This window comes from Sphingomonas sp. G5 (assembly GCF_052660795.1).
In genome coordinates this window covers 2,584,922-2,610,289 of record NZ_CP109660.1, presented here as the reverse complement: position 1 = coordinate 2,610,289, position 25,368 = coordinate 2,584,922, and the positions used below count along the sequence as shown (strand labels likewise).

General features: G+C 70.8%; 25 protein-coding genes and 1 tRNA gene. 15 read left to right on the top strand and 11 right to left on the bottom strand.

Annotation, left to right across the window (positions count from 1 at the left end; translation table 11 throughout):
• Window positions 1-5: 5 nt before the first annotated feature.
• Window positions 6-329 (top strand): L-rhamnose mutarotase, encoded by a 324-nt coding sequence (locus tag NE358_RS12520; protein WP_103206048.1) that lies wholly within the window; start codon window positions 6-8, stop codon window positions 327-329.
• Between the two features lie 3 nt (window positions 330-332).
• Here NE358_RS12520 and NE358_RS12515 read toward each other — a convergent pair whose 3' ends face one another.
• The 5 genes from NE358_RS12515 to NE358_RS12495 all read right to left on the bottom strand — a co-directional run bounded on the left by NE358_RS12515 (window position 333) and on the right by NE358_RS12495 (window position 4,876).
• Entirely contained in the window at window positions 333-1,451 is a 1,119-nt protein-coding gene (locus NE358_RS12515) for an FAD-dependent oxidoreductase (RefSeq protein WP_289939002.1), read from the bottom strand.
• A complete protein-coding gene (locus NE358_RS12510) occupies window positions 1,444-2,148 on the bottom strand; it encodes a methyltransferase domain-containing protein (RefSeq protein WP_258027832.1) in 705 nt (234 codons plus the stop codon). The genes NE358_RS12515 and NE358_RS12510 overlap by 8 nt, the downstream gene beginning before the upstream one ends.
• Entirely contained in the window at window positions 2,145-3,239 is a 1,095-nt protein-coding gene (locus tag NE358_RS12505) for a type III polyketide synthase (protein ID WP_289938997.1), read from the bottom strand. Before NE358_RS12505 ends, NE358_RS12510 begins: the two co-directional genes overlap by 4 nt.
• Before the next feature lie 77 nt (window positions 3,240-3,316).
• Complete coding sequence (locus NE358_RS12500; RefSeq protein ID WP_289938994.1) at window positions 3,317-4,513, bottom strand: glycosyltransferase; 1,197 nt, start codon at window positions 4,511-4,513, stop codon at window positions 3,317-3,319.
• 174 nt (window positions 4,514-4,687) lie between these two features.
• Window positions 4,688-4,876 (bottom strand): hypothetical protein, encoded by a 189-nt coding sequence (locus NE358_RS12495; protein WP_116239164.1) that lies wholly within the window; start codon window positions 4,874-4,876, stop codon window positions 4,688-4,690.
• Window positions 4,877-5,091: 215 nt separating this feature from the next.
• On the opposite strand from NE358_RS12495, the gene NE358_RS12490 reads away from it, so the two are divergent.
• Window positions 5,092-5,544 (top strand): MarR family transcriptional regulator, encoded by a 453-nt coding sequence (locus NE358_RS12490; RefSeq protein WP_103206051.1) that lies wholly within the window; start codon window positions 5,092-5,094, stop codon window positions 5,542-5,544.
• 33 nt (window positions 5,545-5,577) lie between these two features.
• Here NE358_RS12490 and NE358_RS12485 read toward each other — a convergent pair whose 3' ends face one another.
• Entirely contained in the window at window positions 5,578-5,919 is a 342-nt protein-coding gene (locus NE358_RS12485; RefSeq protein ID WP_289938987.1) for a hypothetical protein, read from the bottom strand.
• Window positions 5,920-6,337: 418 nt separating this feature from the next.
• Here NE358_RS12485 and NE358_RS12480 point away from each other — a divergent pair, with 418 nt between their 5' ends.
• Entirely contained in the window at window positions 6,338-7,273 is a 936-nt protein-coding gene (locus NE358_RS12480) for an AraC family transcriptional regulator (protein ID WP_218026325.1), read from the top strand.
• 11 nt (window positions 7,274-7,284) lie between these two features.
• Here NE358_RS12480 and NE358_RS12475 read toward each other — a convergent pair whose 3' ends face one another.
• A complete protein-coding gene (locus tag NE358_RS12475) occupies window positions 7,285-8,778 on the bottom strand; it encodes a SulP family inorganic anion transporter (protein WP_289938979.1) in 1,494 nt (497 codons plus the stop codon).
• Window positions 8,779-8,896: 118 nt separating this feature from the next.
• On the opposite strand from NE358_RS12475, the gene NE358_RS12470 reads away from it, so the two are divergent.
• A complete protein-coding gene (locus tag NE358_RS12470) occupies window positions 8,897-9,268 on the top strand; it encodes a MerR family transcriptional regulator (protein ID WP_141376235.1) in 372 nt (123 codons plus the stop codon).
• Window positions 9,265-9,840 carry a GNAT family N-acetyltransferase gene (locus NE358_RS12465; RefSeq protein ID WP_289938972.1) on the top strand — a complete coding sequence of 192 codons (576 nt, stop codon included), beginning with the start codon at window positions 9,265-9,267 and terminating at the stop codon, window positions 9,838-9,840. The genes NE358_RS12470 and NE358_RS12465 overlap by 4 nt, the downstream gene beginning before the upstream one ends.
• A gap of 99 nt (window positions 9,841-9,939) precedes the next feature.
• Here NE358_RS12465 and NE358_RS12460 read toward each other — a convergent pair whose 3' ends face one another.
• The gene (locus NE358_RS12460) at window positions 9,940-10,683 is read right to left on the bottom strand and encodes a FadR/GntR family transcriptional regulator (RefSeq protein WP_289938970.1); all 744 of its coding nucleotides are present in this window, start codon (window positions 10,681-10,683) and stop codon (window positions 9,940-9,942) included.
• 78 nt (window positions 10,684-10,761) lie between these two features.
• Between NE358_RS12460 and NE358_RS12455 the strand changes: the two genes are divergently transcribed.
• The 5 genes from NE358_RS12455 to NE358_RS12435 all read left to right on the top strand — a co-directional run bounded on the left by NE358_RS12455 (window position 10,762) and on the right by NE358_RS12435 (window position 14,941).
• Window positions 10,762-11,652 (top strand): proline iminopeptidase-family hydrolase, encoded by an 891-nt coding sequence (locus NE358_RS12455; RefSeq protein ID WP_103206058.1) that lies wholly within the window; start codon window positions 10,762-10,764, stop codon window positions 11,650-11,652.
• 34 nt (window positions 11,653-11,686) lie between these two features.
• Complete coding sequence (locus NE358_RS12450; protein ID WP_103206059.1) at window positions 11,687-13,111, top strand: APC family permease; 1,425 nt, start codon at window positions 11,687-11,689, stop codon at window positions 13,109-13,111.
• The gene (locus NE358_RS12445; protein ID WP_289938965.1) at window positions 13,108-14,034 is read left to right on the top strand and encodes an acetamidase/formamidase family protein; all 927 of its coding nucleotides are present in this window, start codon (window positions 13,108-13,110) and stop codon (window positions 14,032-14,034) included. The genes NE358_RS12450 and NE358_RS12445 overlap by 4 nt, the downstream gene beginning before the upstream one ends.
• Before the next feature lie 52 nt (window positions 14,035-14,086).
• Entirely contained in the window at window positions 14,087-14,827 is a 741-nt protein-coding gene (locus NE358_RS12440) for an MgtC/SapB family protein (RefSeq protein ID WP_116239359.1), read from the top strand.
• 22 nt (window positions 14,828-14,849) lie between these two features.
• Window positions 14,850-14,941, top strand: a tRNA-Ser gene (locus NE358_RS12435).
• 51 nt (window positions 14,942-14,992) lie between these two features.
• Here NE358_RS12435 and NE358_RS12430 read toward each other — a convergent pair.
• The 3 genes from NE358_RS12430 to NE358_RS12420 are packed head-to-tail and all read right to left on the bottom strand — an operon-like array spanning window position 14,993 to window position 19,606.
• Window positions 14,993-17,314 carry a transglutaminase TgpA family protein gene (locus tag NE358_RS12430; RefSeq protein ID WP_289938961.1) on the bottom strand — a complete coding sequence of 774 codons (2,322 nt, stop codon included), beginning with the start codon at window positions 17,312-17,314 and terminating at the stop codon, window positions 14,993-14,995.
• Window positions 17,301-18,557, bottom strand: a complete 1,257-nt coding sequence (locus tag NE358_RS12425) for a DUF58 domain-containing protein (RefSeq protein WP_289938960.1) — start codon at window positions 18,555-18,557, stop codon at window positions 17,301-17,303. The genes NE358_RS12430 and NE358_RS12425 overlap by 14 nt, the downstream gene beginning before the upstream one ends.
• Complete coding sequence (locus tag NE358_RS12420) at window positions 18,554-19,606, bottom strand: AAA family ATPase (RefSeq protein ID WP_103206061.1); 1,053 nt, start codon at window positions 19,604-19,606, stop codon at window positions 18,554-18,556. Before NE358_RS12420 ends, NE358_RS12425 begins: the two co-directional genes overlap by 4 nt.
• Window positions 19,607-19,773: 167 nt before the next feature.
• Here NE358_RS12420 and NE358_RS12415 point away from each other — a divergent pair, with 167 nt between their 5' ends.
• The 5 genes from NE358_RS12415 to NE358_RS12395 all read left to right on the top strand — a co-directional run bounded on the left by NE358_RS12415 (window position 19,774) and on the right by NE358_RS12395 (window position 25,339).
• Window positions 19,774-20,706 carry an ROK family protein gene (locus NE358_RS12415; protein WP_116239159.1) on the top strand — a complete coding sequence of 311 codons (933 nt, stop codon included), beginning with the start codon at window positions 19,774-19,776 and terminating at the stop codon, window positions 20,704-20,706.
• A gap of 88 nt (window positions 20,707-20,794) precedes the next feature.
• Window positions 20,795-22,000: an ROK family transcriptional regulator gene (locus NE358_RS12410; RefSeq protein ID WP_141376225.1), complete on the top strand. Its 1,206-nt coding sequence runs from the start codon at window positions 20,795-20,797 to the stop codon at window positions 21,998-22,000.
• A gap of 137 nt (window positions 22,001-22,137) precedes the next feature.
• Complete coding sequence (locus NE358_RS12405; protein WP_103206064.1) at window positions 22,138-23,496, top strand: extracellular solute-binding protein; 1,359 nt, start codon at window positions 22,138-22,140, stop codon at window positions 23,494-23,496.
• 2 nt (window positions 23,497-23,498) lie between these two features.
• Entirely contained in the window at window positions 23,499-24,431 is a 933-nt protein-coding gene (locus tag NE358_RS12400; protein WP_103206065.1) for a carbohydrate ABC transporter permease, read from the top strand.
• Window positions 24,428-25,339 (top strand): carbohydrate ABC transporter permease, encoded by a 912-nt coding sequence (locus NE358_RS12395; protein WP_174799647.1) that lies wholly within the window; start codon window positions 24,428-24,430, stop codon window positions 25,337-25,339. The genes NE358_RS12400 and NE358_RS12395 overlap by 4 nt, the downstream gene beginning before the upstream one ends.
• The last annotated feature ends 29 nt before the right edge of the window (window positions 25,340-25,368 follow it).

Here is a 25,368-nt window from a genome sequence, read left to right as displayed (position 1 = left end):
AACGAATGAGAAGGTTCGCGTCCGTCATCGGCGTCCCACCCGAGAACCGCGCGGAATACGAGCGCTACCACGCGGCCGTCTGGCCCGGGGTGCTCCAGCAGATCACGCGGAGCAACATCCGCAATTACTCGATCTACCGCTACGGTGAACTGCTGTTCGCGTATTACGAGTACGTCGGCGACGACTACGAAGCCGACATGGCCGCCATGGCGGCCGACCCCGAGACTCAGCGCTGGTGGTCGGTGCAGGAGCCGCTCCAGAGTCCCGTGCCCGATCGGCGCGAGGGCGAGTGGTGGCACGAGCTGCCCGAGATCTTCCACCTCGACTGAGGTTCACGAGCGGGCGGCCCGGTCCCCCTGCATCGCGTAGGCGCGAGTGAAAGCGGCACCGCCTGGTCCCCGCAGGACCGCGCGCAGCGTCGCGGTCTTCGCCGCGTGTGCCGCGGGGCCGAGTGCCCGCCCCAGGAAGGTGTTGAGCGTGGCCAATCGCGCGGCGTGCCGCGCCGAGGCGAGACGGTCGCGTTCCCACCGCCACACCCCCTCCGGTTCCTTGGTCCGCAGCCATCGCGACAGCAGCGGTGAGAGGGTCAATGCGTCGAGCAACCCGAGGTTCATCCCCTGCCCGCCGATGGGGCTGACCTCGTGGGCGGCGTCGCCGACGACGATCACGCGCCCGCGCCGAAGGGCGGGCGCGACGGCGCGGCGCACACGGAACGTCGTCGCCTCGGGGATGTCGACCTCGAGCCCGGCGCGCTCGACGACGGCGCGGCGGAGAAAGGACGTGGCATCCGGAGCCTGCTCGATTCCCGCCCAGGCCACGAGGCGGCGCCGACCGTTCGGAAGGGGGAACGACTCGAGCACGCCCGCTCGCTCGAGATGCACGCGGGCGACCGGTCCGCCCGGGGCGACGACGTCCGCCATCGCGTATCGGTCGGGATACTCGTGCGCGCGGACGGCCCCGGGGCGGTAGACGAGATCGCGCCCTGCCCACCCCGAGGCGACCACGACGAGCCGTGCGCTCACCTCGTGCTCGCCGTCTTCGCCGATCGTCCGCGCTCGCACCGCGGTCCCGTCGTCGGTGAGGGAGGTGACGACGACGCCGCGTCGGACGGGAGGGGCGAGCCGGATGAGGATCTCGGCCGTGTCTGCCTGCGGGAGGGCGGCGACGTACGGGTGGCGCGCGCGGAGCCGGTCGAAACGGATCTGCGCCAGGACCTTCCCGTCGGCGCGGGCCTCGCCGCGCTCGATGCGGACGGCCCGCGACAGAACCTCGTCGGTCGCGCCGGAGGCCTCGAGGAGGGCCAGAGCGGGGGAGTGGATGCCGATGGCCCGGGTTCCACCGCCGATCGCGGTGCGCTTCTCGACGATGTCGACGTCGACGCCGCGGGCGCGGAGGTCTGCCGCGAGGGCGAGACCGACGGGACCCGCTCCGACGACGAGGACCTCACGCACGGCCGGCCTCCCCACGGGCGACGGCCAGAACGCGGAAGGGTGCGGGCGTCTCCACACGCCAGGGGGACCCGAGGGCCGCGGCGAGCTCGGGAGCGCGGTAGCTGCGACGGATCGAGCGGAGGCCGTCGACGCGGAGGAACGTGCCCGCCGAGAGCGGCGAGATGCCGACGGCGTACAGCCCGAAGGCCAGGCGGCCGCGCGCGATGTCGGCGTGCAGGACGCTGCCCGTCGACAGGGCGAGGGAGTCGGAGGTGAAGCCTCGGAGTGCCGCAGCGTCCAGGTGGTGCAGAACGTGGTTCGACACGACGATGTCGAAGCTGTCCCCGGCCGCGATCAGGGCCCGTGAGTCCTGTGCGACGAACCGCACCCCCGGCCGGGCGCGCTCGCGGGCGGCGGCGATCGCGCGCGGGTCGGGGTCGGCCCCGACGCAGTCGAGCTCGAAGCCGTCGCGCGCGGCCAGATCCGCCAGTCTCACGAGCACGTCCCCTCCGCCGCACCCCAGATCGAGCACGCGCGCGGGCCGGCCGAGGGCGCGCAGCTCGGGCCGCACGCGCGAGCGGTACACGTGCCCCCAGGCGGAGACCAGCCGGTTCACGAGATCGAAGCGACGGTAGGTCGCGGCCAGCGTACGGGGGTCGCAGTCGGGATCGTCCATGAGCTCGGTCAGCGCGGTGTCGCGCTGCGCCAACCCGGTCACGCCGTCGGGCGGCGCAGCGTCAGACGCGCCGCCTCCACCGTGAGGCCCGGGCCGAAGGCGAGGGCGGCCACGCGGTGGCCGTCGCCGCGAGAGGTGTCGGCGAGCAGGTCGCGCAGGATGAACAGCAGCGTGGCACTCGACATGTTGCCGTGCTGGCGCAATACCTCTCTCGAGGGCGTGAGAGCTGCGGCATCCAGGGAGAGGGCGCTCTCGACCCGGTCGAGGATGCTGCGCCCTCCGGGGTGGACCGCCCACGCGTCGATCTCGTCGATGTCACCGATCACGTCGGCGGCTATCGCGGATATCTCGCGGCCGATGATGCGCGGAACCTCGGGGGTGAGGGTCATCTGGAAACCGGAGTCGCCCACCGTCCAGGCCATGTCCTCTTCGCCCTCATCGATCAGGCGCGTGGCGAAGCCCTCGAGGTCGAGACCCTCGTGTGCGGAATCTCCGGATGCCACGACGGCCGCCCCCGCCCCGTCGGCGAACACCGAGGCGGCGACGATCTGGTCGGGGTGGGAAGAGGTCTGCCAGTGCAGCGAGCACAGTTCGGTGCACGCGACGAGCACGACCGCATCCGGGTCGTCGCTCACGATGCGGGCCGCCAGGCGCAGCGCCGGGATCGCCGCCGCGCACCCGATGAAGCCGAGGTGATACCGCTCGACCGTCGCAGAGAGACCGAGGTCGCGCACCAGGTGGTAGTCGGGTCCGGGTGCGAACATACCGGTGCACGAAACGGTCACGACGTGCGTGAGGGCATCCGGGCTCCGTCCCGAACCGGCGATGGCGGCGCGAGAGGCTTCGGCGAACAGCGGCGGAGCGGTGCGACGGTACTCGTCGTTGCGCGCACCGGTCGGGGGCATGAGAAGAGTGTCGCCGTCGCGAACCTCGAGCTCGTCTCCGGTTCCGCCGGCGAGTTGGGGAAGGACGACGTGCCGGGTGTCGATGGCCGCGGCGTCGAAGGCCGCCCCCACGAGGCGCTGGGCCTTGCGGTCGAATCCGGGCTGAGCGGCGAACAGGTCACGGAGGGTCGACTGGGCGACACGAGTGTCGGGCAGGGCCGTGCCGATCGAGAGGATGCGGGCGGTCATGCCTCACTGTAGGCACGCTCGCGTCTCCCTCGTCGGGGATAGCGCCGTGTCGGCACGCCGTCTATGGTGGGGCGGGCTCAGGCCGCGAGCGCGCGCGACACGAGCAGGCCCTCGACCGCTGCGCGGTAGTCGGCGATCATGCGACCGCGGTCCATCCGCGTTCGGGCGGACAGGGCGGCTGCGCGCAGTGCCGGGCCGAGGGCGAGGGCGTCTCCCCAGGCTTCGACGATCGCGCCGACTTCGCGTGCCGTCACCAGGCCGAAGCCCTCGACGAGGCGCGCGGCGTCTCCGACGTCGGTCGTCACCGGAACGGCTCCGGATGCCGCTCCCTCGACGAGGCAGAGGGGAGAGGCTTCGCCGAAGGCGCTGGTCAGGGCGATGACGTCGGCGATGCGGTACAGCTCGGGCATGTCTTCCCGAAGACCGAGGGCGTGCAGGGCCACGCCCTCGTCGACGCCGCTGTCGGCGAGCAACGAGACGAAGGCCGGGTTCGTGCGGGTCATGCCCGATCCGCACACGACGTAGTGCGTCCCCGGCGCCGAGCGCGCGTGCGCCGAGACGGCGCGGAGGAACAGCCCCGGGTCTTTCATGGCGTCGAAACGTGCGGCCAGCAGCACCACGGGAGCGGAATCGGGGATGCCGAGACCCGCGCGGATCCGTCGCCGCTGGGCGCGCGTGCCGGGCCGGAAGCGACGGGTGTCGATGCCGTTGTCGATGACCCATGCCTCACCGGCCGAGACACCGGCGCGCGCGTAGGCGCGGGAGGTCGATTCCGCGCAGGAGATCGTCGCCGTGACCGCCCCTGTCGCGGCCGCCTCGACCAGCCAGCCGAGGGCGGGTCCGGAGTGGCCGGGGTCGGAGCGGTGCAGGCAGGCGGCGATCGCCCGGTCGGGCAGCAGGCCCGCGCGCTCCAGAGCGACGACGAGGCTCAGGGGCTGCTCCTTGAGCGAGAGGATGACGTCGGCCTCGTCGAAGAGCCGCGCGGCGTGTTCGAGCTCGCTCCTCGTGAAGTCCTCGGGAGCGAGGGGACGGTCGCCCGCGATGCGCTCGAACGTGTCGATGCGCACCCCGCGGTCTTTCAGGCGACGGAATCGGGTGTCGTCGTGCGCGAACTGCAGGGAGGCGTCCCGCCGCGCGGCTGACGTCAGCGACAGCACGCGGTGCTCCTGCGTTCCATCGGCCACGAGCCCCGTGACGACGTCGGAATGAAGGATTCGCGCCCCTCCGGCGAAGAAGCCTTCATAGAGCGAGAGCACGCGCACGGGTCGGGTCATCGAGGTCGCTTTCCAGGCCGGGATCCACCACCGCGGGTGCGGTCGTCCCATGCTGAGGCCTCGACCCTGCGCGGTGGGTTACACCGCAGAGACCATCGTGTGAACGCCCGGACACGAGCCGACGCGCCGACTTCCGGGGGAGAAGCCGACGCGCCGGGGAACGGGGCGGTGGGATCAGGCGCGGGGCGCGACCGTGATCTCTTCACCTGCCGAGTCCGGGCGCGACCACGGCCACCGTTTCGCCATCCGTGGCGCGGGGGACTCCTCGACGGAACGCGGCCCGATGCCGTTGCCCATGGCGGCGGTCATGGCGATGCTCCACACCGAGCCCGTCTGTCGTGCGCTCTGCTGTCCGTAGATCATGGCCTTCTCCTCATTCCCGTCTCCCGACGGGGTCGGCCGTCTCCCGACGGCGTGTGCTTCCGTCATAGACCTCGGAAGCGGGGCCGGAGACCGGCTTGACAGGGGTCTCGACGTGCCTGTCGCCCGTTGCGCCCGGCCGCGTGGGCGGTCGGACACGTCGGGACGATCGATGCGCGCTCCACGGCGCATGGCCGAAGTGGGTACGATCATGGGTCGTGCACCCGTCCAGCGAAACGTCGTCTTCCCCGTCACCGGGGTCGGAGCTCGGTCGTGCCCTCCTCGCCTACGGCGAAGCGCGCCGGGTGGCCGCCGCGGAGGCGCGCCGAGAGCTGTCGCTGAACGAGCTCGATGCCCGCGCCCTGCTCTTCGTCGCGGACAATCCCGGGGCCCGGCCCTCGCACGTCCGCGACCATCTCGGCATCACCTCGGCCGGCGTCACCACCCTGATCGACCGCCTGGTGCAGCGTGGGGCCGTGCGCCGCGACCTCGACGACGAGGACCGTCGCGTGAACCACATCACGGCGATCATCGACCTCGACAGTCCGCCCTGGTCTCAGCTCCGCGCCTTCGACGCCGCCGTGGAAGAGGCGGTGTCGGACGTGGATCCCGCCGAAGCTCATCGGCTGGCCCGACTCCTCGATCGCATCACCGCTCGCGCCGTCCGCTGAGCTCGCGGTACCGGACGGCCGCCGTATTCGGGGTCAGACGTTCGCGAGGAACGCCTCGGAACGCGCCTGCAGGAACGAGCACAATGCGGACAGTGTCGCGAGTTCGCCCGATAGGGCCATGACGCGACCGGCAGCCAGGGGGGCGGCGTCTTCGCGGGGCTCGAACGTCACGGCCCACTCCGTGGAACGCAGCTCGGGGCCGGGTGCGATGAAGAATGTCGTCGAGACGCTCTTGAGCCGGGCGGCGATGAGACCCGCGTCGTCACCGTCGTCGTTGTCCTGGGGGATCACGCGCAGCATGTCGGCATTGTCGTAGCCCAGGGCTCGGAAGTCGTCGACCCAGGCCTGAAGTGTGGTCGTGGTCCGAAACGGCATGAAGCTCCCCTCCCCGGGTGGGTGCCGGGCGGCAGCCTCTCCCATTATGGTCCGCTGTCGGCGCCCCGGAGCGGGGTCACGAGCTCCGCGCCGAGGCACCTGACGACCCCCGCGCCGGGGAACGGGGAGCGGCCGGCTTGCAACACGGGGTTGCTCGGGAATGGTGGCGGGTCGAGGTGCATCCGGTCAATGTGGACCACGTCCACTTTTCGCATTGCGGATGTCTCCTCGCGCCTGTAGGCCGAATGCGCCGAAATGCGCATTGTGATTCCTATGAGCGATAGCGTGGATGCCGGATGGGGGGCATCCACGACGCCGCAGTCTCCTGAACTGAGTGCGTGAGAGCGTTCCCATAGTGGCACCCGCCACGAAGCGCAATGGTCTTGCCGCATACTCTCGGACTCTTTAGGAAAAAGGCGTGGAGCACACGAACATCGAAACCCGCGACGCCGAGACGGTGGAGCACCTGTGGCAGACCGTCGTTCCCGGAGCGCGCATCTCGCGTGCTGATGTGATTCAGCCGGCGCTCGCCTGGCACGCGGCATCCGAGCCCGGCTTCGGTTTCTGCGACTACACGATCGGTTCGACGATGCTCGTCGAATCCGACCCCCTCGACCAGGTCGTGGTCGGGCGTATCGCGGGCCCGCGGGTCTCGGGAACGTACCGTCGCGAGCGCATCGACACCGCCGTGCCGTTCATGGTCGTCGACCGCCCTCTCGAGATCGCCTTCACCGGCCGCATCGCCGGCACCGCCGTCTCGTTCGCGCGCTCCGACTTCGACGAGGCCGCGCGGCGTCTGTCGGGCGACGACACTCTGCGCGTCCGACCGACCGGTTACGCCCCGGTGAGCGAGCAGCGCCTGCGCTACTGGTCGCGCACCTGGGAGTACGCCCGCGACGTGCTCCTGCGGTCGCCTGAACGGACCCCCCTCATCGAGCAGCAGGCGCGGACGCTCCTGCTCGAGGCTTCGCTCCTGGCCTTCCCGACGACCTTCACCGAGGCCCTCGCCGCCGGTCGTCCGTCACGGCCCCTCCCCGCCCCGGTGCGCCGGGCCAAGGCGTACGTCGAGGCCCACGCGGCGGAGCCCGTGGTGCTGTCCGACATCGCTCAGGCCGCTCGGCTGTCGCCGCGCGGGCTGCAGTACGCGTTCCGTGCGGCCACCGGGCGCACCCCGATGCAGTACCTCCGCCGTGTGCGGCTGGACGCCGCGCGCGGCGAGCTGCGCAGCGCCGATCCGTCCGTGGAGACGGTGGCCGCGATCGCCGCTCGGTGGGGCTTTTCGAACCTCGGTCGCTTCGCGGCGATGTACCGCGGAGAGTTCGGCGAGACACCGTCGGCGACGCTGCGGTCGTGACCCCCGCGCGGTCAGTGCCCCGCGCCGAGCCCTCCGCTCAGGCGCGCATGCAGTCGGGCCGCGGTGTCGTTCATGCCCTCGATCTCGACCGTCGTGCCGAGGTGGGCGTATTTCGTCTCCACCGCGTCGAGCGCCGCCACCGTGGACGCGTCCCAGACGTGTGAACGCGACAGGTCGATGACGACCCGCCGGGGGTCATCGTGGTACGCGAACCTGGTGGTCAGATCGTTGCTCGAGGCGAAGAACAGCTCGCCCTCCACGGTGTAGCGCGCGGTCTCGCCCTCCACGGACCGCGTCACGGCCGTGACGCTCGCGACCCGTCGGGCGAAGAGCACCGCCGCGGCCACCACGCCCACGCCCACGCCGATTGCGAGGTTGTGCGTCCAGACCGTGATCGCGACCGTGAGGACCATCACGATCGTCTCGCTCAGCGGCATCCGCCGCAGAGTGGACGGGCGGATGCTGTGCCAGTCGAACGTGGCGATCGAGACCACGATCATCACGGCCACGAGCACCGCCATGGGGATGACCGCCACCACGTCGCCGAAGACGAGCACGAGCACGAGGAGGAAGACGCCCGCGAGGAAGGTGGAGATCCGCGTGCGCGCACCCGACGCCTTGACGTTGATCATCGTCTGACCGATCATCGCGCAGCCGCCCATCCCGCCGAACAGCCCCGAGAGGACGTTCGCAACGCCCTGGCCGAGCGATTCGCGCGTCTTCGACGACGGGGTGTCGGTGATGTCGTCGACGAGGGTCGCGGTCATGAGCGATTCGAGCAGGCCCACGACGGCCATGGCGACGGCGAACGGCAGGATGACGGCGAGCGTCTCACCGGTGAGCGGCACGTTCGGCAGGAGCAGGGCGGGCAGACTCTCGGGCAGGGCGCCCTGGTCGCCGACGGTGGGTACCGAGATACCGAAGACGACCGCGGCACCGGTGAGCAGCACGATCGCGACCAGCGGGGCGGGGACGATCCTGGTGAGACGCGGGAGCAGATACATGATGGCCAGTCCCGCCGCGGCGATCGGGTAGACCGCCCACGGCACACCGATGAGCTGCGGCACCTGGGCGATGAAGATGAGGATCGCGAGGGCGTTGACGAACCCCACCATGACGCTGCGCGGGATGAAGCGCATGAGCTTCGCGACTCCGAGGAGGCCGAGGATCACCTGCAGGATGCCGCCCAGGACCACGGTCGCGAGCAGGTATTCGGCCCCGTGCTCGCGGGCGACCGGGGCGATCACGAGCGCGATCGCTCCGGTCGCCGCCGTGATCATGGCCGGGCGGCCGCCGAGGAACGCGATGGCCACGGCCATCACGAACGACGAGAACAATCCGAGGCGCGGGTCGACCCCCGCGATGATCGAGAAGGCGATCGCTTCGGGGATGAGGGCGATAGCGACCACGAGTCCGGCCAAGACCTCGCGGGTCAGGAGGCGGGGGGATCGTAGCGTCTGCAGGACGGTGGGATCGGTGTGCGGGCGCGCAACGGAAGTTGTCATGGGCAGGCTCCGGGGTGGGGGGAGGAGGGACCCGCGTCGACGCGGGGGAGAATAGGGGGGTCGCGATCGCGACATCGAAGACTCTACCGTAACGAGAGGGTTGCGGGATGGGGGATACATGACCGACGCGCGACCGATGCAGATCGGTGAGCTCGCCGAGCGGACCGGGCTGTCCATCCGCACGCTTCGCCATTACGACGAGATCGGGCTCCTCCGGCCCTCCGCGCGGAGCGAGGGAGGGTTCCGGCTGTACACGGCCGACGACGAGTCGCGCCTGCTCCTCATTCGCCGCATGAAACCGCTCGGTTACTCCCTCGAGCAGATGGGAGAGCTGCTCGAGGTGGTCGACGGGCTCGCCGAGGCGCCGGGCGACTCCGCTCTCGCGGCCCGTCTCGCCGATATCCGCGACGAGGCGCACCGCCGCCGCGAAGACCTGCGTCGCCAGCTCGACGCCGCCGACGAGTTCGTCCGCCAGTTAGAGTCCCGATGACCGCGCACGACACCACGCTCGAGGGGTACGGCATCCGTCTGACCCCGGCGGAGCCGCGCGACGCGACGGAGGCCTGGGCGCTGACCGATGCGGAGCTCTGGAGCCGGATGACGACCCCGTGGGCGGACTCGGTCGAGGCCTACGCCGCTCGTGTCGGCCAGCAGCGTGCCACGCCGGGCCTGTACGCCTTCACCGTGCGGGAGGCCGAGACGGGGGAGGTCCGCGGGGCGACGACGTTCTACGAATACGTTCCCGCGCAGGGGCGGGTCGAGATCGGGACGACCTGGTACGGCCGCGCCTTCCAGGGCGGGCGGACCAATCCCGCCGCAAAGCTGTTGCTGCTGACGCACGCGTTCGACGAATGGCGCGTGAACCGGGTCGCGCTGCGCTGCGACGCGCGGAACGAGCGCAGCGCGCGAGCGATCGAGCGCCTCGGCGCGACGCGCGAAGGACGGCTGCGGCAGCACCGCATCGCGCCCGACGGCAGCGTGGCGGACACGCTGTACTTCTCGATCCTCCGGGAAGAGTGGCCGGCCGTGCGGACGGGTCTCGAGGGGCGTTTGCGCGACTGACGGCGCCCTCGGGAGGAGATTCGCGCGGCGGAGGACGTCGGCGCGCGCGGGCTTGCTCCCGAGGCGCATTCTCCTCCGCTCGCGGGACGAGCGGCGGGATCAGCCGGCGGCCGCCTCGGCTGCTCGGCGGCGCGCGAACGCGCGCGACTCGCTGAACAGCTCCAGGTCGATCTGCACGTGCCGCCGCGCGAGCTCGGCGGCTTCGTCGGGGGCGGCGTGGACGATCGCGTGGACGATCGCGTCGTGCTCCCGCGCGGCACGCGTCTCCATGCGGCGATGGCTCTCTCGGTCGCCCCACGGGTGCGCGGGGGCCGCGAGGGACAGGCGGCGTTCGTGCGCGAGCAGGATGTCGCGCAGCGCGGTGTTGTGGGCCGCCTCGATGATGGCGAGGTGCAACAGACTGTCGGCGCGCTGCTTGTGGTCGCCCGACTCGGCGGAATGGAAGTCGTCGAGGCGGCCGCGCAGGGCGGTGATGTCGGCGTCGGTGCGCCGCTCCGCCGCCAGGCGTGCGAGCGAAGAGTGCAGCATCGAGCTCGCGGTGCACGCGTCGACCAGGTCGCTCCAGCGCTCCTCGAACCAGCGGTCCACGCCGACGACGATCGACGCGGGCCATTCCTCGGCCACGAACGTGCCGCCCCCGCGCCCGCGACGGCGCTCGATCAGACCCTTCGTGGACAGGTCGTCCAGGGCCGCGCGCACCGTCGTCCGACCGACGCCCAGCAGGGGCGAGAGCTCGCGCTCGGCGGGGAGCCGGGTACCCGGGAGGAACTCGCCCACCGCCACGGCGGTGATGAGTCGCTCGGTCACGCGTTCCACCAGGGACGCGTCGTCGGTGTCGGCCATGGGCTCCCGTCGTTTCTTCCATGTTAATTCCGTTGAAAAGGTTTGCCAACGCACCTTTAAGGGGTCCACGATGACTCCATGCAACACGAGACCACCGTTCCCTTCCGCGACGGCTTCACCTGGGCGCGCCTCACCGAACCCGCCGAGCCCACCGGTCGGGCCCCCCTGTTCGTCCTCCACGGCGGACCCGGAATGGCCCACGACTACGTGTCGAATCTCGATGCCCTCGCCGACCTGACCGGGCGCACCGTCGTGCACTACGACCAGATCGGCTGCGGCAAAAGCTCGCACCATCCCGACGCCCCGGCATCGCAATGGGTGCCGCAGCTCTTCGTCGACGAGTTCCACAACCTGCAGCGCGCGCTGGGCTTCGACGAGTACCACGTGCTCGGGCAGTCCTGGGGTGGCATGCTCGGCGCCGAGATCGCCGTCCGCCAGCCCGCGGGGCTGCGGAGCCTCGAGATCTGCAACTCCCCGGCATCCATGGCTCTCTGGCTCGCCGGCGCGGCCCGGCTCCGTTCCGAGCTGCCCGCGGAAGCCCGCGAGGCGCTCGACCGCCACGAAGCCGCCGGCACCCTCGACGACCCCGAGTACGCGGAGGCCACCCGCGTGTTCTACGAGCGGCACGTCTGTCGCGTGACGCCCATGCCGCAGGACTTCGTCGACAGCGAGCAGCAGATGCTCGCAGACCCGACCGTCTACTTCACCATGAACGGCCCGAACGAGTTCCACGTCGTCGGCACCGGTCGCGACTGGTCGATCATCGACCGCCTTCCCCTGATCGCGGTACCCACCCTCGTGGTCGCCGGCGAGTTCGACGAGGCCACTCCCGAGACGTGGGAGCCCTTCGTCGAGCACATCCCCGGCGCCCGTTCGCACGTCTTCGCCGGGGCGAGCCACTGCACCCACCTCGAGATGCCCGAGGCCTTCCGCGCGGTCATCGCCGACTTCCTCGCACCCCTTCCCTGACACCCGCCCCGCCCCACCCGAACCAGGAGACCCGATGTCGCACCCCGCCCCCGAGGCCCAGCAGTCGCTGGAGTCGTTCGGCTACACGCAGGAGCTCAAGCGCTCCATGTCCACCCTCGACCTCGTGGTCTACGGTCTCGTCTTCATGGTGCCCATCGCCCCGTGGGCGATCTTCGGCGTCGTGTTCAACGCCGCGAGCGGCATGGTGCCGCTGGTCTACCTCACCGGCGTGATCGCCATGATCTTCACCGCCCTCGCGTACGCGCAGATGTCGAAGGCGTTCCCGATCGCGGGCTCCGTGTTCTCGTACGTCGGGCGCGGTCTGCACCCCACCGTGGGCTTCTTCGCCGGCTGGGCGATCCTGCTCGACTACCTGCTCGTGCCGACCCTGCTGTACGTCTTCGCCGCGTCGTCGATGGCGGGCATCTTCCCCGACGTCCCGCAGTGGATCTGGGCCGTGGCCTTCGTCATCATCAACACCGTCATCAACGTGCTCGGCATCGGTTCGATCAAGATCGCCAACCGCGTCATGCTCACCATCCAGCTCGCCTTCGTGGTGATCTTCGTCGTGATCGCGATGGTCGCCCTGTCGTCCGGCACGATTCCGGGTGCGCAATTCACGATGGCTCCGCTCTGGGACGCCGAGAAGGTCAATCCCGCGCTGATCGCCACCGCCCTCTCGATCGCGGTGCTGAGCTTCCTCGGCTTCGACGGCATCTCGACCATGGCCGAGGAGTCCACGGGGGATCGTAAGTCGGGCGGCCGCGCCATGATCATCGCTCTGCTCGTCGTCGCGGTGCTCTTCATCGCGCAGACGTGGTTCGCCAGCGCCCTGGCCGCCGGCACCATCGCCTTCGGCGACGACGAGGTCAACAACGCCTTCTTCCTGCTCGTGGCCAAGGCCGCGGGCAGCGGGTGGGCGACCGCGTTCCTCGCGGTCAACGTCATCGCGGTGGGGATCGCCAATGCGGTCGCGGCTCAAGCGGCGACCTCGCGTCTGCTCTACTCGATGAGCCGCGACCGGCGCCTGCCCGCCTTCCTGTCGAAGGTCACCTCGCGCCAGGTACCGATGGCGGCGATCCTTCTGGTGAGTGCGATCTCGCTCGTGCTGGTGCTGTTCTTCGTCGGCCAGATCGCGGTGATCTCGTCGCTCGTGAACTTCGGCGCCCTGCTCGGATTCATGCTGCTGCACGTGTCGGTCGCGGCGTACTACCTCGGCAAGAAGAAGTCGAAGAACTACCTGCTGCACCTCGTCGTGCCGCTCGTCGGGTTCCTCATCATCGGATACGTGCTGCTCAACGCCGACATGACCGCCAAGATCGGCGGCATCCTGTGGCTGGTCGTCGGCGGGATCGTCTACCTGATCTTCGCCCGCAAGAACGGCGGAGCCGCAGGTCCCCTGCCCGAGCACGCCACGGCCACCGCCGGAGAAGGCGGCGGCGAAGTGGCTCCGCGATGAGCGCCGAGCACTGGCTCGGCCGGGAGCACGGTCGTCCCGGATACGACGCGGCGGTGGCCCCGGCGCTGCGCGTGCGGCCCGGGACCGGCGAGACCATCGCGTTCGAAACCGACGACGCGGTCTACGCCGAGCTCCACGATCACGGCGATCTCGGCGCCCTCACGGCCCCGATCAATCCGGTCACCGGCCCCGTGTACGTCGAGGGTGCGAAGCCGGGCGATGCCCTCGTCGTCCGCGTGCACGAGATCCGTCTCGGGGAGTACGGGTGGTCGCAGAGCCTCCCCGGCGCCGGGGCGCTGCAGCACCGCATGCCCGATCGGGTCGTCAGCCGGCGCATCCCCATCGACGCGGAGGGCGTGCACCTCACCGAGAGGCACGTGGTGCCCCCGCGCCCGATGATCGGGTGCATCGGCACGGCGCCCGCCAGGGGGCGGAACTCCACCGTCATGCCCACGACGGCGCTCGGCGGCAACATGGATCTCACCGACGTCGCTCCCGGCGCCACGGTGTACCTGCCGGTCGAGGTCGAGGGGGCGCTGCTGTCGATCGGGGACATCCACGCCGTCATGGCGAGAGGCGAATCGTCGTTCGTCGCGATCGAGGCGGCGGGCGTCGCCGTGGTCTCGATCGATCTGCTGCCGGATGCCGCTCTGCGGGCGCCCCGCATCGAGACCGACGAGGAGTGGATCTTCGTCGGCCTGGGCGACCCGGTGCAGGAGAGCATCCGGCGCGGCTACGAAGACGTGTTCGACGAGCTCGTCGACGCACGCGGGTGGGACCGGATGGACGCGTATGCGGTGATGAGCGCCCTCGTGCACAGCGAACTGGGCGGCCCGACGGGCTCGGAGGCACCTGACCCTCTGCATCCGTTCCGGGCCGTGGGGGCGGTGACCGTGCACAGGTTGCCGAAAAGCGTGCTCTGACATACTGCGCCGGTGACTCGTGCTTTCGACCGCGTCGGGAGGGGTGCCGCCCGTGGCTGACCTGGACTTCGTGCTGCGGCTGCTGTTGGCCGCCGGCTGCGGCGTGCTCATCGGTTTGGAGCGGCAGTATCGCTCCCGTACGGCGGGCCTTCGCACGCAGGCGCTCGTGGCGATGGGAGCCGCCGCCTTCGTCCTCTTCGGCAGCGAGCTGGGGGTGGGTCAAGGCTCGCTGCAGATCGCGGCCTACGTCGTCTCCGGCGTCGGTTTCCTCGGCGGTGGGGTGATCCTCCGGCAGGGCCTGTCCGTGCAGGGGCTCAACACCGCCGCGACCCTGTGGTGCTCGGCGGCCGTCGGGTGCCTGGCCGCGGGAGGGCTGGTCGTGCCGGCGCTCGCGATGACGGCGCTGGTGCTCCTCGTACACCTGCTGCTGCGCCCGCTCGGGCGCCTCGTCGACCGCGCCCCCGACGCGAACGCCGAGACGATCGGGGCGTTCGTGCTCACGGTGCGCGCGCTCGAGGAGCGCGAGCAAGAAGTACGCGAGCTGCTCTCCGACACCCTGGAGTCACCTGATGTCCTGGTGCTCGCGATGTCGAGCCACGACGACGACGGCTCCGAGGACGAGCCGGCGGGCGTCGTCCTCGAGGCCGAGCTGCTCATCGAGGGAGACGCGCCCGAGTTCCTGGATGCCGCGACCACCCGGCTCTCCCGCGACACCGGCGTGCGCGCGATGTCGTGGAGGGCGGAGGACAGTCCGATCACCGTGCAGACCCGGCGGCGATTCGGGCGGGGCTGAGCGCCGTGTAAGATCGTCCCTTGGAAGTGTGTCCGAGCGGCCTAAGGAGCATGGCTGGAATCCATGTAGGCGGGGTAACTCGCCTCGCAGGTTCAAATCCTGTCACTTCCGCCACACGAAGAGCGTCACCCGGAAGGGTGGCGCTCTTCGCTTCTCCGGCCGTGACTACCGCGACGCGCTTTCGCGCTCGACCGCGCCGACGGTGCCGGGTCGCGTGACGAGCGAGCGAGGGTACGCCCGCGCGAGGAACCGGCGCAGCGGTGCAGTTCTCTCATCGAGAGCCGCACGCACGCCCGTGACGGCGGCGACGAGACCGGGTCCCCGAGCGGGGTCGAAGCTGTCGCCCGCGTAGCTCACCCGTTCGACGGCCTCGCGGAGAAGACCGACGTCGTCGGACGGTGCGCCATGCTCCTCGACGAGCAGCACCGCGATGGCGCGCGGAGACAGCGCGGACGAGACCGGGATGCCGAGATCCACCGCGTCCTCGAGCATCGCCGTCCACGCGGCCACCGGGTCGCCCGCGCGCGCGGCGGCGAGGCGTCGGCGACGCCGCACGATCCGGGCGACGGCCGGGACCCCGGCGAGCACCAGCAGCACGAGGATCCCGAGGACCGGGGCGACCCACGCGGTGCTCTGCCGCGCGGCGACAGAACCACCGCCGGTGGTCTGCGCCCCGGGGTCGTTCTCGGCGGCCTCCGACGGCGCCGACGAGGGCTGATCGGCCGGGGCCTCGGCATCCTGGCTCGGGGTGTTCGGGGTGGTCGTGTTGTTCCCGGAGGAGCCCGAAGCGAAGTTCGTGGGGACGCCGAGGCTGTTCGTCGGCTCGAAGGGCACCCATCCGATGCCTTCGAAGTACACCTCGGGCCACGAATGCAACTGACTCGAGCTGACCGAGTACTCGGTGCCGCCCTGCTGGGGGATGCTCGAGGCCGTGCCGGGAAGGTACCCGATGACGATGCGCGCGGGGATGCCGAGAGTGCGTGCCATGACGGCGAAGGCCGAGGCATAGTGCACGCAGTATCCGGCGCGCACCTGCAGGAACTGCGCCACCGCGTCAAGACCGGCTCCGTCGAAGCCGGAATCGACGGGAGCGTCGAGCGAGTAACGGAATTGACTGCTGCGGAACCAGTTCTGCAGGGTGACGAGCTTGTCATAGGGCGTCTGCGCGTTCGCGGTCACCTCGCGGGCGGTGTCGCCGATGACGGCGGGCACCTCGGCGGGGAGCGCGGTCAGTGCGGGGTCGAGGTCCGTCCCGCCCACGGTCTTCGAGCGGATCTGCTCGAGGGTCGGGCGGGGGACGCTCGCCTGCACCTCGTAGACCTGCTCGCGGGTGGACCCGGCGCGGGTGACCACCGTGCGGTTCTGCGGCATGCCCAACCAGTCGCCGTCCAGACCCGTCACCGTCGAGGCGGGGTAGGGCACCGGCAGCCACGGGCTGTCGAGCTGATCGACGGTGATCGTGGTCGTCCAGTCGGCGAGGGTGATATCGCCGTCCACGCTGACGCGGTCGAACACCGTGCCGTCGGAGGGGAGGGGGACCGTGTCGAAGGTATCGGGCTGCCAGACGGCGCCGTCGAAGCGGGACAGAGTGACCGCGCGCAGGTAGGGGGCCGTCGGGCCCGTGGTGCGCACCTTGAGCACCTCGACGTCGCGCGGCTGACGAAGGTCGTTGCCGAGCTCGAGGTTGGGGTTGATGGTCGTCCCCAGCCCGCCGGTGCCGCCGCTGGCGAACCTCAGGCCCGGCTGGGGGAGCAGAGGAGTGGCGACCACGGCGACGATCACGGCCACGGCCGCGACCCCCAGGGCGGTGGCCGATACCCCGAAGAGACGGCGGCCCTGCGCGGGGCGAGCGCGATCGTCGCGGCGTGCGGACGCCGCGGCACGTGCCCGTGTGTCGACCCGCAGCAGGAAGAGCAGAGCAGCCGCCAGCAGCACGAAGCTCGCGACGTCGACGTCGGAGGGGATCGCGATCGTGGGGATGAGCGAGACGGCGACCAGGCCCACTCCGGCGAGCAAAGGCATCCGCGCCGTCAGGACCACGTGATCCAGCACGATGGCGAGCGCACCGATCGCGGCGACCAGGAGGAACGCCAAGCCCTCATCCGGCGGGACGGGGGCGACGCCGTCGCGGATCTCCGCTGAGGCCTGGGCGACGAGGCCGGGGACCGAGGCGAAAGTCGAGGGGGTGGGGATGATGCCGAGCAGGGCCGTGGAGCGGCCGAAGATCGCCGTGAGCAGCACGATCCACACGGTCACCTCGGCGAGGCTCGCCACCAGGGCGGGCAGCCGCGACAGGCGGACGATCAGTCCCGCGCCGAGCGCACCTCCTCCCACGAGAACGGCTCCCGCGACCCACGCCCCCGGGGCGATCACCGAGAACACCGGCAGCATCGCGGCGGCGATCGCGGCGAACAGACCGATCGTCAGCAGGGTCGCGTCGCGGCGGCGGCGGGGCGTGCGCAGCACGGTGAGATCAGCGGCCGACACGGGCGTGCCCCTGTTCCATCGCGTCGTCCCAGGCGAGGGCGACGTCCGCCCCCGGACGCAGGTGAGCCGCGCGCCAGCCGGCGACACGAACGGCGTCGAGCTCCGCGTGCTCGGCCACCACGATCAGGACGGGAAGGGCCGAATGGGTGCCCATCTCGCCGAGGGCCGCGCGGTCTTCGGGCTGCAGGTCTCCCGTGATCACGACGACGGGACCCAGCAGAGCGGAGGCGGTCGCCGGAACGACGCGGTGGGAGGCGTCGTCGACGCGGGCTCGCAGGCTCGCGAAACCCGCGGCGGCCGCTCGGGCTTCGACGTCGTCGCCGCCTTCGACCGGGTCGGCGAGAAGAGTTCCGTCGCTGTCGACGACGTCGACCGTGTAGCCCTCGTGCACGAGGTGGGCGACGGCCGAGACGCACGCGGTCACCGCCGTCTCGAAAGCCGGGTCGCCGCCGGGGGCGTGAGCGGCCAGAGGCGACCACCGCGAGAGCGCGCGGTCGATCACGACGGTGGCGGCCGGCGAGGACTCCTGCTCCTCTTGACGCACCATGAGGGTGTCGCGGTGAGCGGTGGCGCGCCAGTGGATGCGCCGCATCGAGTCGCCGGGCGCGTACGGTCGCGCGACGAGGTTGTCGGCCCCCTGACCGAGCTGCAGGGCCGCGGTCTGGCGCGTGCCGCCCGCTTCGCCGGAGGAGGAGGGCAGCGGCGCCAGGTCGACGATCGCCGGGGCAACCGTCACCGGCGTCGTCCGGCCCAGGGCGATGCGGCGGCGCACCAGGCCGAAAGGATCGGTGGTCGTCACCTCGAGCGGACCGATCGAATGGATGCCGCGCGCCGCGCCGATCACGTCGTACCGCACCTCGATCGTCCCCGTGGTCCCCGAAATCGTCGACGCGAGGGACGCCGACGTCCCCTGGGCGCGTCCGGTCAGTCCCGTCGGCAGCGTGTCGTTCCATCGCGCGGGGCCCGTGGGGAGGGCGCTCGAGAGTCCGGCGCGCACCACGACCGTCGCCGAGCCCCCGACCTCGGGCGTTTCGGGCGTCACGACGCGCGAGACCGCACCCCTGCCGCGCGTCAGCAGCAGCGCGATCGCCGAAACCGCCAGCAGGGCCACGAGAAGGGTGGCGAAGTACAGCAGTTCCGGGATGCCGGCGCGTTGCGCGATCGCGAACCCCGCCACGGCGAGGAGCACGGCCCCCGTGCCCCGCAGGGTGAAGGGCCACAGGCGCGTCACGCCGGTGCTCACGGCCGGGGAGCGAGGGGAACGCGCACGCTGGACGCGATGCGCTCGAGCGCGTCGGCGACCACCGCGGCCCCGGCCCGACCGCCCGCGGCCGAACGGTTCGCGATGAGGCGGTGGGCGAAGACCGGCGACAGCAGGGCGGTGATGTCGTCGGGGATGACGTACGCGCGCCCGTCGAGGGCGGCGCGCACCTTGGCGGCTCGCACGAGCTGCAGGGTCGCGCGCGGGCTCGCCCCCAGACGGATGTCGGGGTGGCTGCGGGTGGCCTGCGCGAGGGCGACGACGTACTCCTCGAGAGCGGGGGCCACGTGCACACCGCGTGCCCAGGCGATCAGCGCGGTCACCTGACGCGCGGTCACGACCGGCGTCAGGGCGTCGAGAGGGTTCACCGCGTCGCGCTGGCGCAGCATGAGCGCCTCGGCCGCGGCATCCGGATACCCCATCGAGATCCGCAGCAGGAAGCGGTCGCGCTGCGCCTCGGGGAGCACGTACGTGCCCTCCATCTCGAACGGGTTCTGCGTCGCGACGACGAGGAACGGGGAGGGGAGCACGTGCGTGCGGCCGTCGACCGTCACCTGGCGCTCCTCCATGGCCTCGAGCAACGACGACTGCGTCTTGGGGGAGGAGCGGTTGATCTCGTCGGCGATGACGATGTGGGCGAACACCGCGCCGGGGGTGAACTCGAACTGCCGCTGCACGGGGTTGAACACCGATACGCCGGTGATGTCGCCCGGCAGCAGATCGGGGGTGAACTGGATGCGACGCACATCGGCGTCGACCGTGGCGGCCAGAGCCCGCGCGAGCATCGTCTTGCCGACGCCCGGGACGTCTTCGATGAGCAGGTGGCCTTCGGCGAGAAGGGCGATCAGGGCGCTGCGCACCGCGTCGGGTTTGCCGTCGATGACCCGCGACACCGACGACAGGATCTCCCCGGTCAGACGGGCGAAAGACGCCGCATCGAGAGGAGCGTCGACCCCGGGCCGGGCGGGGCCGGTGGCGGTGTCGGCGCGGCGCAGCCGCGTGGTCGCCTCGGGCGTGACCGTCTCGTCCATGGCATCCCTCGTGTCGCGGAGGCGGGAGCGTCCTCGCCAACGTGACCCGATCGTAACCCGCGCCACGGTGGCGGGGGTCGGAAAGCCGCGGGTGCACAGGCGTCACTCGGGGAGAGGGGGGTCGCCCCTAGGATCGGGGAGCGTTGGTCCACCCGAGGAGCCCGCGAATGTCGCACACCACCCCGTCCCTGCCCGCCGCCGCCCACGTGCTCGCCGTCGACATCGGCGGGACCAAGGTCGACGCGGCCCTGGTCTCGACCTCCGGCGAGGTGATCCGTTCGAGCGTGACCCGACGCCCCACCGGTCGCGGGAACGACCGCGACACGATCGCCCGGAACGTCCGTCAGGCCGCCGAAACCGCGCTCGCCGCCGTTCCGGGGGCGAGGGTCACCGCGATCGGCGTGGGCAGTGCGGGTCCGGTGGACCTGCCCTCGCGCTCGGTGTCTCCCCTGAACCTTCCGCTGGCGGCGGGACTGCGCATCGACGAGGTGCTGGGCGGGCTCGTCGACGGCCCCATCCATCTCGCGCTCGACGGCACCTGCATCGCCCTCGCCGAACACTGGCGGGGAGCCCTGGTCGGCTGCGACGACGCGATGGCGATTGTCGTGTCGACCGGTGTGGGCGGGGGCCTCGTGCTCGGAGGTCGCCCCGTCAGCGGCGCCAGCGGCAACGCGGGTCATCTGGGACAGACCTTCGTGCGCACCCTCGAAGGCGACGACGTCGTCGCGGCCACCCTCGAAGCCGTGGCCGCGGGGCCCGGCACGGTCGCCTGGGCGAAGAAGCAGGGGTGGGAGGGTGAGACCGGTCTCGATCTCGCGGCCTCGCACGCGTCGGGGGATGCCGTGGCCATCGCCGCCGTGAGCCGTTCGGCGACCGCGGTGGGCCAGGCCATCGCCGCGGCAGCCACCCTGTGCGATCTCGAGGCGGTGGCCATCGCCGGCGGCTTCTCGCAGGTCGCCCCCGACTACGTCGACCAGGTGCGCGCGGCCGCCCAGGCCGCCTCGCTGCACGCCTACGCCCGGCGCTGCCGCATCGTCGGCTCGGGACTCGACGGAGACGGTCCCCTGCTCGGGGCGGCGGCGCTCGCGTTGCAGTCCTGACCGACCGCGCGAGAGGAGCGCGCCGATGGGCGGGCATAATCTGGACGAGAGGGCCCGCGCCGCGGACCGGCGAACGAGGGCGGGGATCATGCGTACCGGTTCCAACCTGCCCGCCGTCGGGGAGTACAACCAGACCCTCGTGCTCGACCACATCCGCCGTTCGCCCGAGGGGCTGAGCCGCGTCGAGCTGTCGGCGCGCACGGGCCTCAGCGCCCAAACGCTCAGCAACGTCACCCGGCGGCTCGCCGACGAGGGGCTGATCGTGGAGGCGGGCAAGGTCATCTCGGGACCCGGGAAGCCCCGCACGCTGCTCAAACTCGCGCCGCGCTCGCGGTTCGCGGTCGGAGTGCACCTCGACCCGGTGGTCGACACGATCGTGGTGGTCGACATGGCCGGCGAGGTCATCGCGCATGACGAGATCGGCCGCCCGGCCCTGTCGACGCCCGCAGGGCTGGTGGATGCCGTGGGCGCCGCGGTCGACGCGATCGTCGAGCGGGCCGGCATCCCCCGCGAGCTCGTCCTCGGGGTCGGTGTGGCCGCTCCGGGGCCCTTCGACGCGCGCGGCGGGCGCCTTCTCGATCCGCCCCTGCTGCCGGAGTGGCACAACGTCAACGTGCGAGAAGACCTCGGCGCCGTCACGGGCCTGCCCGTGATCGTCGAGAAGGACGTGACGGCCGCCATGGTGGGCGAGATGTGGTTCGACCGTTCCGACGCTCTCGGCGACGCGATGTTCCTGTACTACGGCGCGGGTGTCGGCGTGGGGCTCGCGATCGCGGGTGCTCCGGTGCGCGGACGCACCGGCAACGCCGGCGGCATCGCGCACGTGATCGTCGATCCCGATGGTCCGCCCTGCGCGTGCGGCGCTCGCGGGTGCCTCGGGGTGTCGATCGAGCCGCGCGTGCTGCTGGCCGAGGCCGGGTACGCCCCGGCGGCGGCCGGTGACACGCGCCCCGACCTGGACCGGCTCGTGCGCGACGCGCGCGAGGGCGAGGAGGGTCCGGCCGCGGTGCTGCGGCGGGCGGGGGAGCGGATCGCGCGCGCGCTGGTCGTGACCAACAACCTGATCGACGTCGACGAGGTCGTCCTCGGCGGCCCCGTGTGGGAGCGCCTCGCGGAGGTGCTGGGCGACGTCGTCGCCGAGCGCGTCGCCGTCGACGCGGCCTCGACCGCGACGCGCGAGATCGTCGTGCGTCGCTCACGGGTCGGAGCCGACGTCGCGGCCGTGGGGGCCGCCTGCCTCATGCTCGACGGCGCCTTCGCGGCGCGGCCGGCGCGCATGATGATCGCCCTCTGAGCCCGTCCCCCTTCCGCCGACGCCGGGCGTTTCCCGATCGTTACGAGCGTGGCGACTCTGGGACTTGCCGAGTTAGTCCATTTGATTTATAAAAGGTTCTGGCGACGTGGTGTCTCCACCCGAGCAAGGGAGCTTTCATGAAGAAACTGACGATGGTGACCGGTCTTCTGACCGCCACCGCCCTGACCGCGGCCCTGGCCGGTTGTTCCGCGGGCAGCGGCGACGCCGGTGACGCGAAGACCATCCGCGTCGCGTACCAGACCACGGCGACCTTCAACCAGATGCAGACGCTGATGGAGACGGCGAAGTCGCAGTACGAGGCCGCACACCCCGGCATGACCGTCGAGCTCGTGCCGATCCAGGCCGAGGGCGCCGACTACTACACGAAGCTCGCGCTGATGAACAAGTCGGCCAGCACCGCCCCCGACGTCCAGTACGAAGACACCTTCAAGATCCAGTCCGACGCCGCGGCGGGGTACCTGTTGCCCCTCGACGACTACCTCGCGAAGTGGAGCGACTGGTCGCAGTTCGCCGACGGCGCCAAGCAGGCCGGCCTCGGCCCCGACGGCAAGACCTACGGCGTCTCGCTCGGAACCGACACCCGCGGCCTCTGGTACAACAAGGAGATCTTCGCCAAGGCGGGCATCTCCGTCCCGTGGCAGCCCAAGACCTGGGCCGACGTCCTCTCGGCGGCCAAGAAGGTCAAGGCGGCCGACCCCGACGTCATCCCGATGAACGTGTACTCGGGCAAGACGGCCGGTGAAGCGGCATCCATGCAGGGGCTCGAAATGCTCCTCTACGGCACCGAGGACACCCTTTACGACACCTCCTCGAAGAAGTGGGTCGTCGGCAGCCAGGGCTTCAAGGACTCGCTGACCTTCGTCTCCGACGTCTACCAGGGCGGCCTCGGACCCTCGCTCCAGCAGGCGCTCGACCCCAACATCTTCACCAGCGTGACCGCCGACTGGCTGCCGAAGGGCAAGCTCGCGATCGCCCTCGATGGCTCGTGGCAGTCGGCCGCGTGGGTCGACGGCGGAACCGCCCCGTGGCCCGCGTGGAGCGACACGCTCGGTATCGCCGCGATGCCCACCCAGAACGGCCAGGCACCCGGCACCACGAGCATGTCGGGCGGGTGGACGCTCGCCATCGGCAAGAACACCAAGAACGCCGACGCGGCCTGGGACTTCCTCTCCACCGCGGTGAACAAGGACAACGCCACGTCCTACGACATCAACAACAGCCAGATCGCCGTCCGTGCCGATGTGGCGCAGTCCACCGAATACCTCGACGCCAACCCGAGCTTCAAGACCTTCTCGAGCTTCGTCGCAACGACGCACTTCCGACCGGCCACCGAGGACTACGACAAGATCTCGAACCAGATCCAGGTCGCCATGGAAGCGGTCATGACCGGGCAGTCCAGCGTCGACGACGCCGCCGCAGCCTACGACCAGGCCGTCATCGGCATCGTCGGCGAAGACAACACCCAGCAGGGCTGATCGTGACCGCCCTGGCTCAGACCGGGGCGACCGGAACCGACCGGAGGTCGCGCGCCACCACGCGCGGCCTCCGGTCCTCGGCCCGGGCGCTCCCGCTCCTTCCCGCAGCGCTGCTGCTCGCGGTGTTCCTGCTCGGACCGATCCTGGTGTCGCTGTGGGGCTCGCTCACCAACGCGACCCTGTCGGGCTCGACCGCCGTCGCGAGCCAGTTCATCGGCTTCGACAACTACACCCAGCTCTTCAAGGCCCCCGACTTTCCCGTGGCGGTCGTCAACACGATCGTGTTCGTGTTCTTCTCCGCCGTGATCGGTCAGAACATCCTGGGCCTGGCCCTCGCTCTCATGATGCGCTCGGGCAATCGCGTCGTCACCGCGGTGGTCGGCACGATCGTCGTCACCGCGTGGGTCCTGCCCGAGATCGTCGCGGCATTCGCCGCGTACGCGTTCTTCCGCGACAACGGGACCCTGAACGTGATCCTCGGGATCTTCGGTCTCGACCCCGTCAGCTGGCTCTTCACGATGCCGGTGCTCATGGTCGTCTTCGCCAACATCTGGCGCGGGACGGCGTTCTCGATGATGGTCTATTCGGCGGCCCTCGCCGACGTGCCGCCCGAGATCACCGAGGCGGCCGAGGTCGACGGAGCGAGCGGCATCAAGCGCCTCTTCCTCATCACGATCCCCATGATCCGTTCGACCATCGGAACCAACTCGATGATCGTGACGCTGCAGACCCTGTCGGTCTTCACACTGATCTTCGTCATGACCGGCGGTGGCCCCGGCAACAAGAGCACGACGCTGCCGATCCTCGCCTACCAGCAGGGCCTCAAGTTCGGCGAGCTCGGCTACGGCACCGCGATCGCCACGATCATGCTGCTCATCGGTGCGATCTTCTCGTTCTTCTACGTCCGCGCGCTGCGCGAGGAGGTCTCGTCATGACCACCGCCACCCTGCCCGAGGTGACCGGCGCCCGCTCGCGCTCCGCACGCCGCGCTCCCGGGCGCAAGAAGGCGTCGCTGTCGTCGCCGCGCACCCGCGCCCTGCGCGTCGTCGCCAACACGCTGCTCATCGTGGTCGGCGTGCTGTTCGTGGTGCCGCTCGTGTGGCTCGTCACGGCCTCGCTCGACGCGCAGCCGACGCTGGCCATCAAGATGCCCGAGGTCGTCACCCTCGACAACTTCGCGGCCGTGATGAAGCCGGATCTGCTGTTCCAGCCCCTGTGGAACAGCGTGCTGCTGGCGGGAGGCACCTCGATCGCGACGGTCGTGCTCGCCTCGCTCGCCGCCTATCCGCTCTCGCGGTACAAGATGCGCGTCGGCAAGCCCTTCCTCTACGCGGTGCTGTTCGGCACATGCCTGCCGATCACGGCGATCATGGTGCCGGTCTACAGCCTGTTCGTGCAGCTGAACCTCATCGACTCGATCGGGGGCACGATCCTCTTCCTCACCGCGAGCGCTCTGCCGATTGCGATCTGGATGATGAAGAACTTCATGGACGGCGTGCCCGTCGAGCTCGAGCACGCGGCCTGGATGGACGGCGCGGGGTCGATGCGCACGCTCGTGCAGATCGTGCTCCCGCTCATGCGCCCCGGCATCGCGGTCGTGTTCATCTTCACCTTCATCCAGGCGTGGGGCAATTTCTTCGTCCCCTTCGTGCTGCTGCTCAGCCCCGACTACCAGCCGGCCGCCGTCAGCATCTTCAACTTCTTCGGGTCGTTCGGAGCGGTGGCCTACGGCCAGCTCGCGGCCTACTCGATCGTCTACTCCCTCCCGGTCCTCGGCCTGTACGTCCTCGTGCAGCGCGGACTCGGCGGCCCGTCGGCCCTCGCCGGCGCGGTCAAGGGCTGACCCGTCCCCCCAGACAAGGAACCCACGTC

Coding starts and splice junctions, on each gene's coding strand:
- NE358_RS12520 (WP_103206048.1), top strand. CDS start 6: ATGAGAAGGTTCGCGTCCGTCATCGGCGTCCCACCCGAGAACCGCGCG.
- NE358_RS12505 (WP_289938997.1), bottom strand. CDS start 3,239: ATGACCGCCCGCATCCTCTCGATCGGCACGGCCCTGCCCGACACTCGT.
- NE358_RS12500 (WP_289938994.1), bottom strand. CDS start 4,513: ATGACCCGACCCGTGCGCGTGCTCTCGCTCTATGAAGGCTTCTTCGCC.
- NE358_RS12495 (WP_116239164.1), bottom strand. CDS start 4,876: ATGATCTACGGACAGCAGAGCGCACGACAGACGGGCTCGGTGTGGAGC.
- NE358_RS12485 (WP_289938987.1), bottom strand. CDS start 5,919: ATGCCGTTTCGGACCACGACCACACTTCAGGCCTGGGTCGACGACTTC.
- NE358_RS12475 (WP_289938979.1), bottom strand. CDS start 8,778: ATGACAACTTCCGTTGCGCGCCCGCACACCGATCCCACCGTCCTGCAG.
- NE358_RS12470 (WP_141376235.1), top strand. CDS start 8,897: ATGACCGACGCGCGACCGATGCAGATCGGTGAGCTCGCCGAGCGGACC.
- NE358_RS12465 (WP_289938972.1), top strand. CDS start 9,265: ATGACCGCGCACGACACCACGCTCGAGGGGTACGGCATCCGTCTGACC.
- NE358_RS12460 (WP_289938970.1), bottom strand. CDS start 10,683: ATGGCCGACACCGACGACGCGTCCCTGGTGGAACGCGTGACCGAGCGA.
- NE358_RS12455 (WP_103206058.1), top strand. CDS start 10,762: ATGCAACACGAGACCACCGTTCCCTTCCGCGACGGCTTCACCTGGGCG.
- NE358_RS12450 (WP_103206059.1), top strand. CDS start 11,687: ATGTCGCACCCCGCCCCCGAGGCCCAGCAGTCGCTGGAGTCGTTCGGC.
- NE358_RS12445 (WP_289938965.1), top strand. CDS start 13,108: ATGAGCGCCGAGCACTGGCTCGGCCGGGAGCACGGTCGTCCCGGATAC.
- NE358_RS12420 (WP_103206061.1), bottom strand. CDS start 19,606: ATGGACGAGACGGTCACGCCCGAGGCGACCACGCGGCTGCGCCGCGCC.
- NE358_RS12415 (WP_116239159.1), top strand. CDS start 19,774: ATGTCGCACACCACCCCGTCCCTGCCCGCCGCCGCCCACGTGCTCGCC.
- NE358_RS12410 (WP_141376225.1), top strand. CDS start 20,795: ATGCGTACCGGTTCCAACCTGCCCGCCGTCGGGGAGTACAACCAGACC.
- NE358_RS12405 (WP_103206064.1), top strand. CDS start 22,138: ATGAAGAAACTGACGATGGTGACCGGTCTTCTGACCGCCACCGCCCTG.
- NE358_RS12395 (WP_174799647.1), top strand. CDS start 24,428: ATGACCACCGCCACCCTGCCCGAGGTGACCGGCGCCCGCTCGCGCTCC.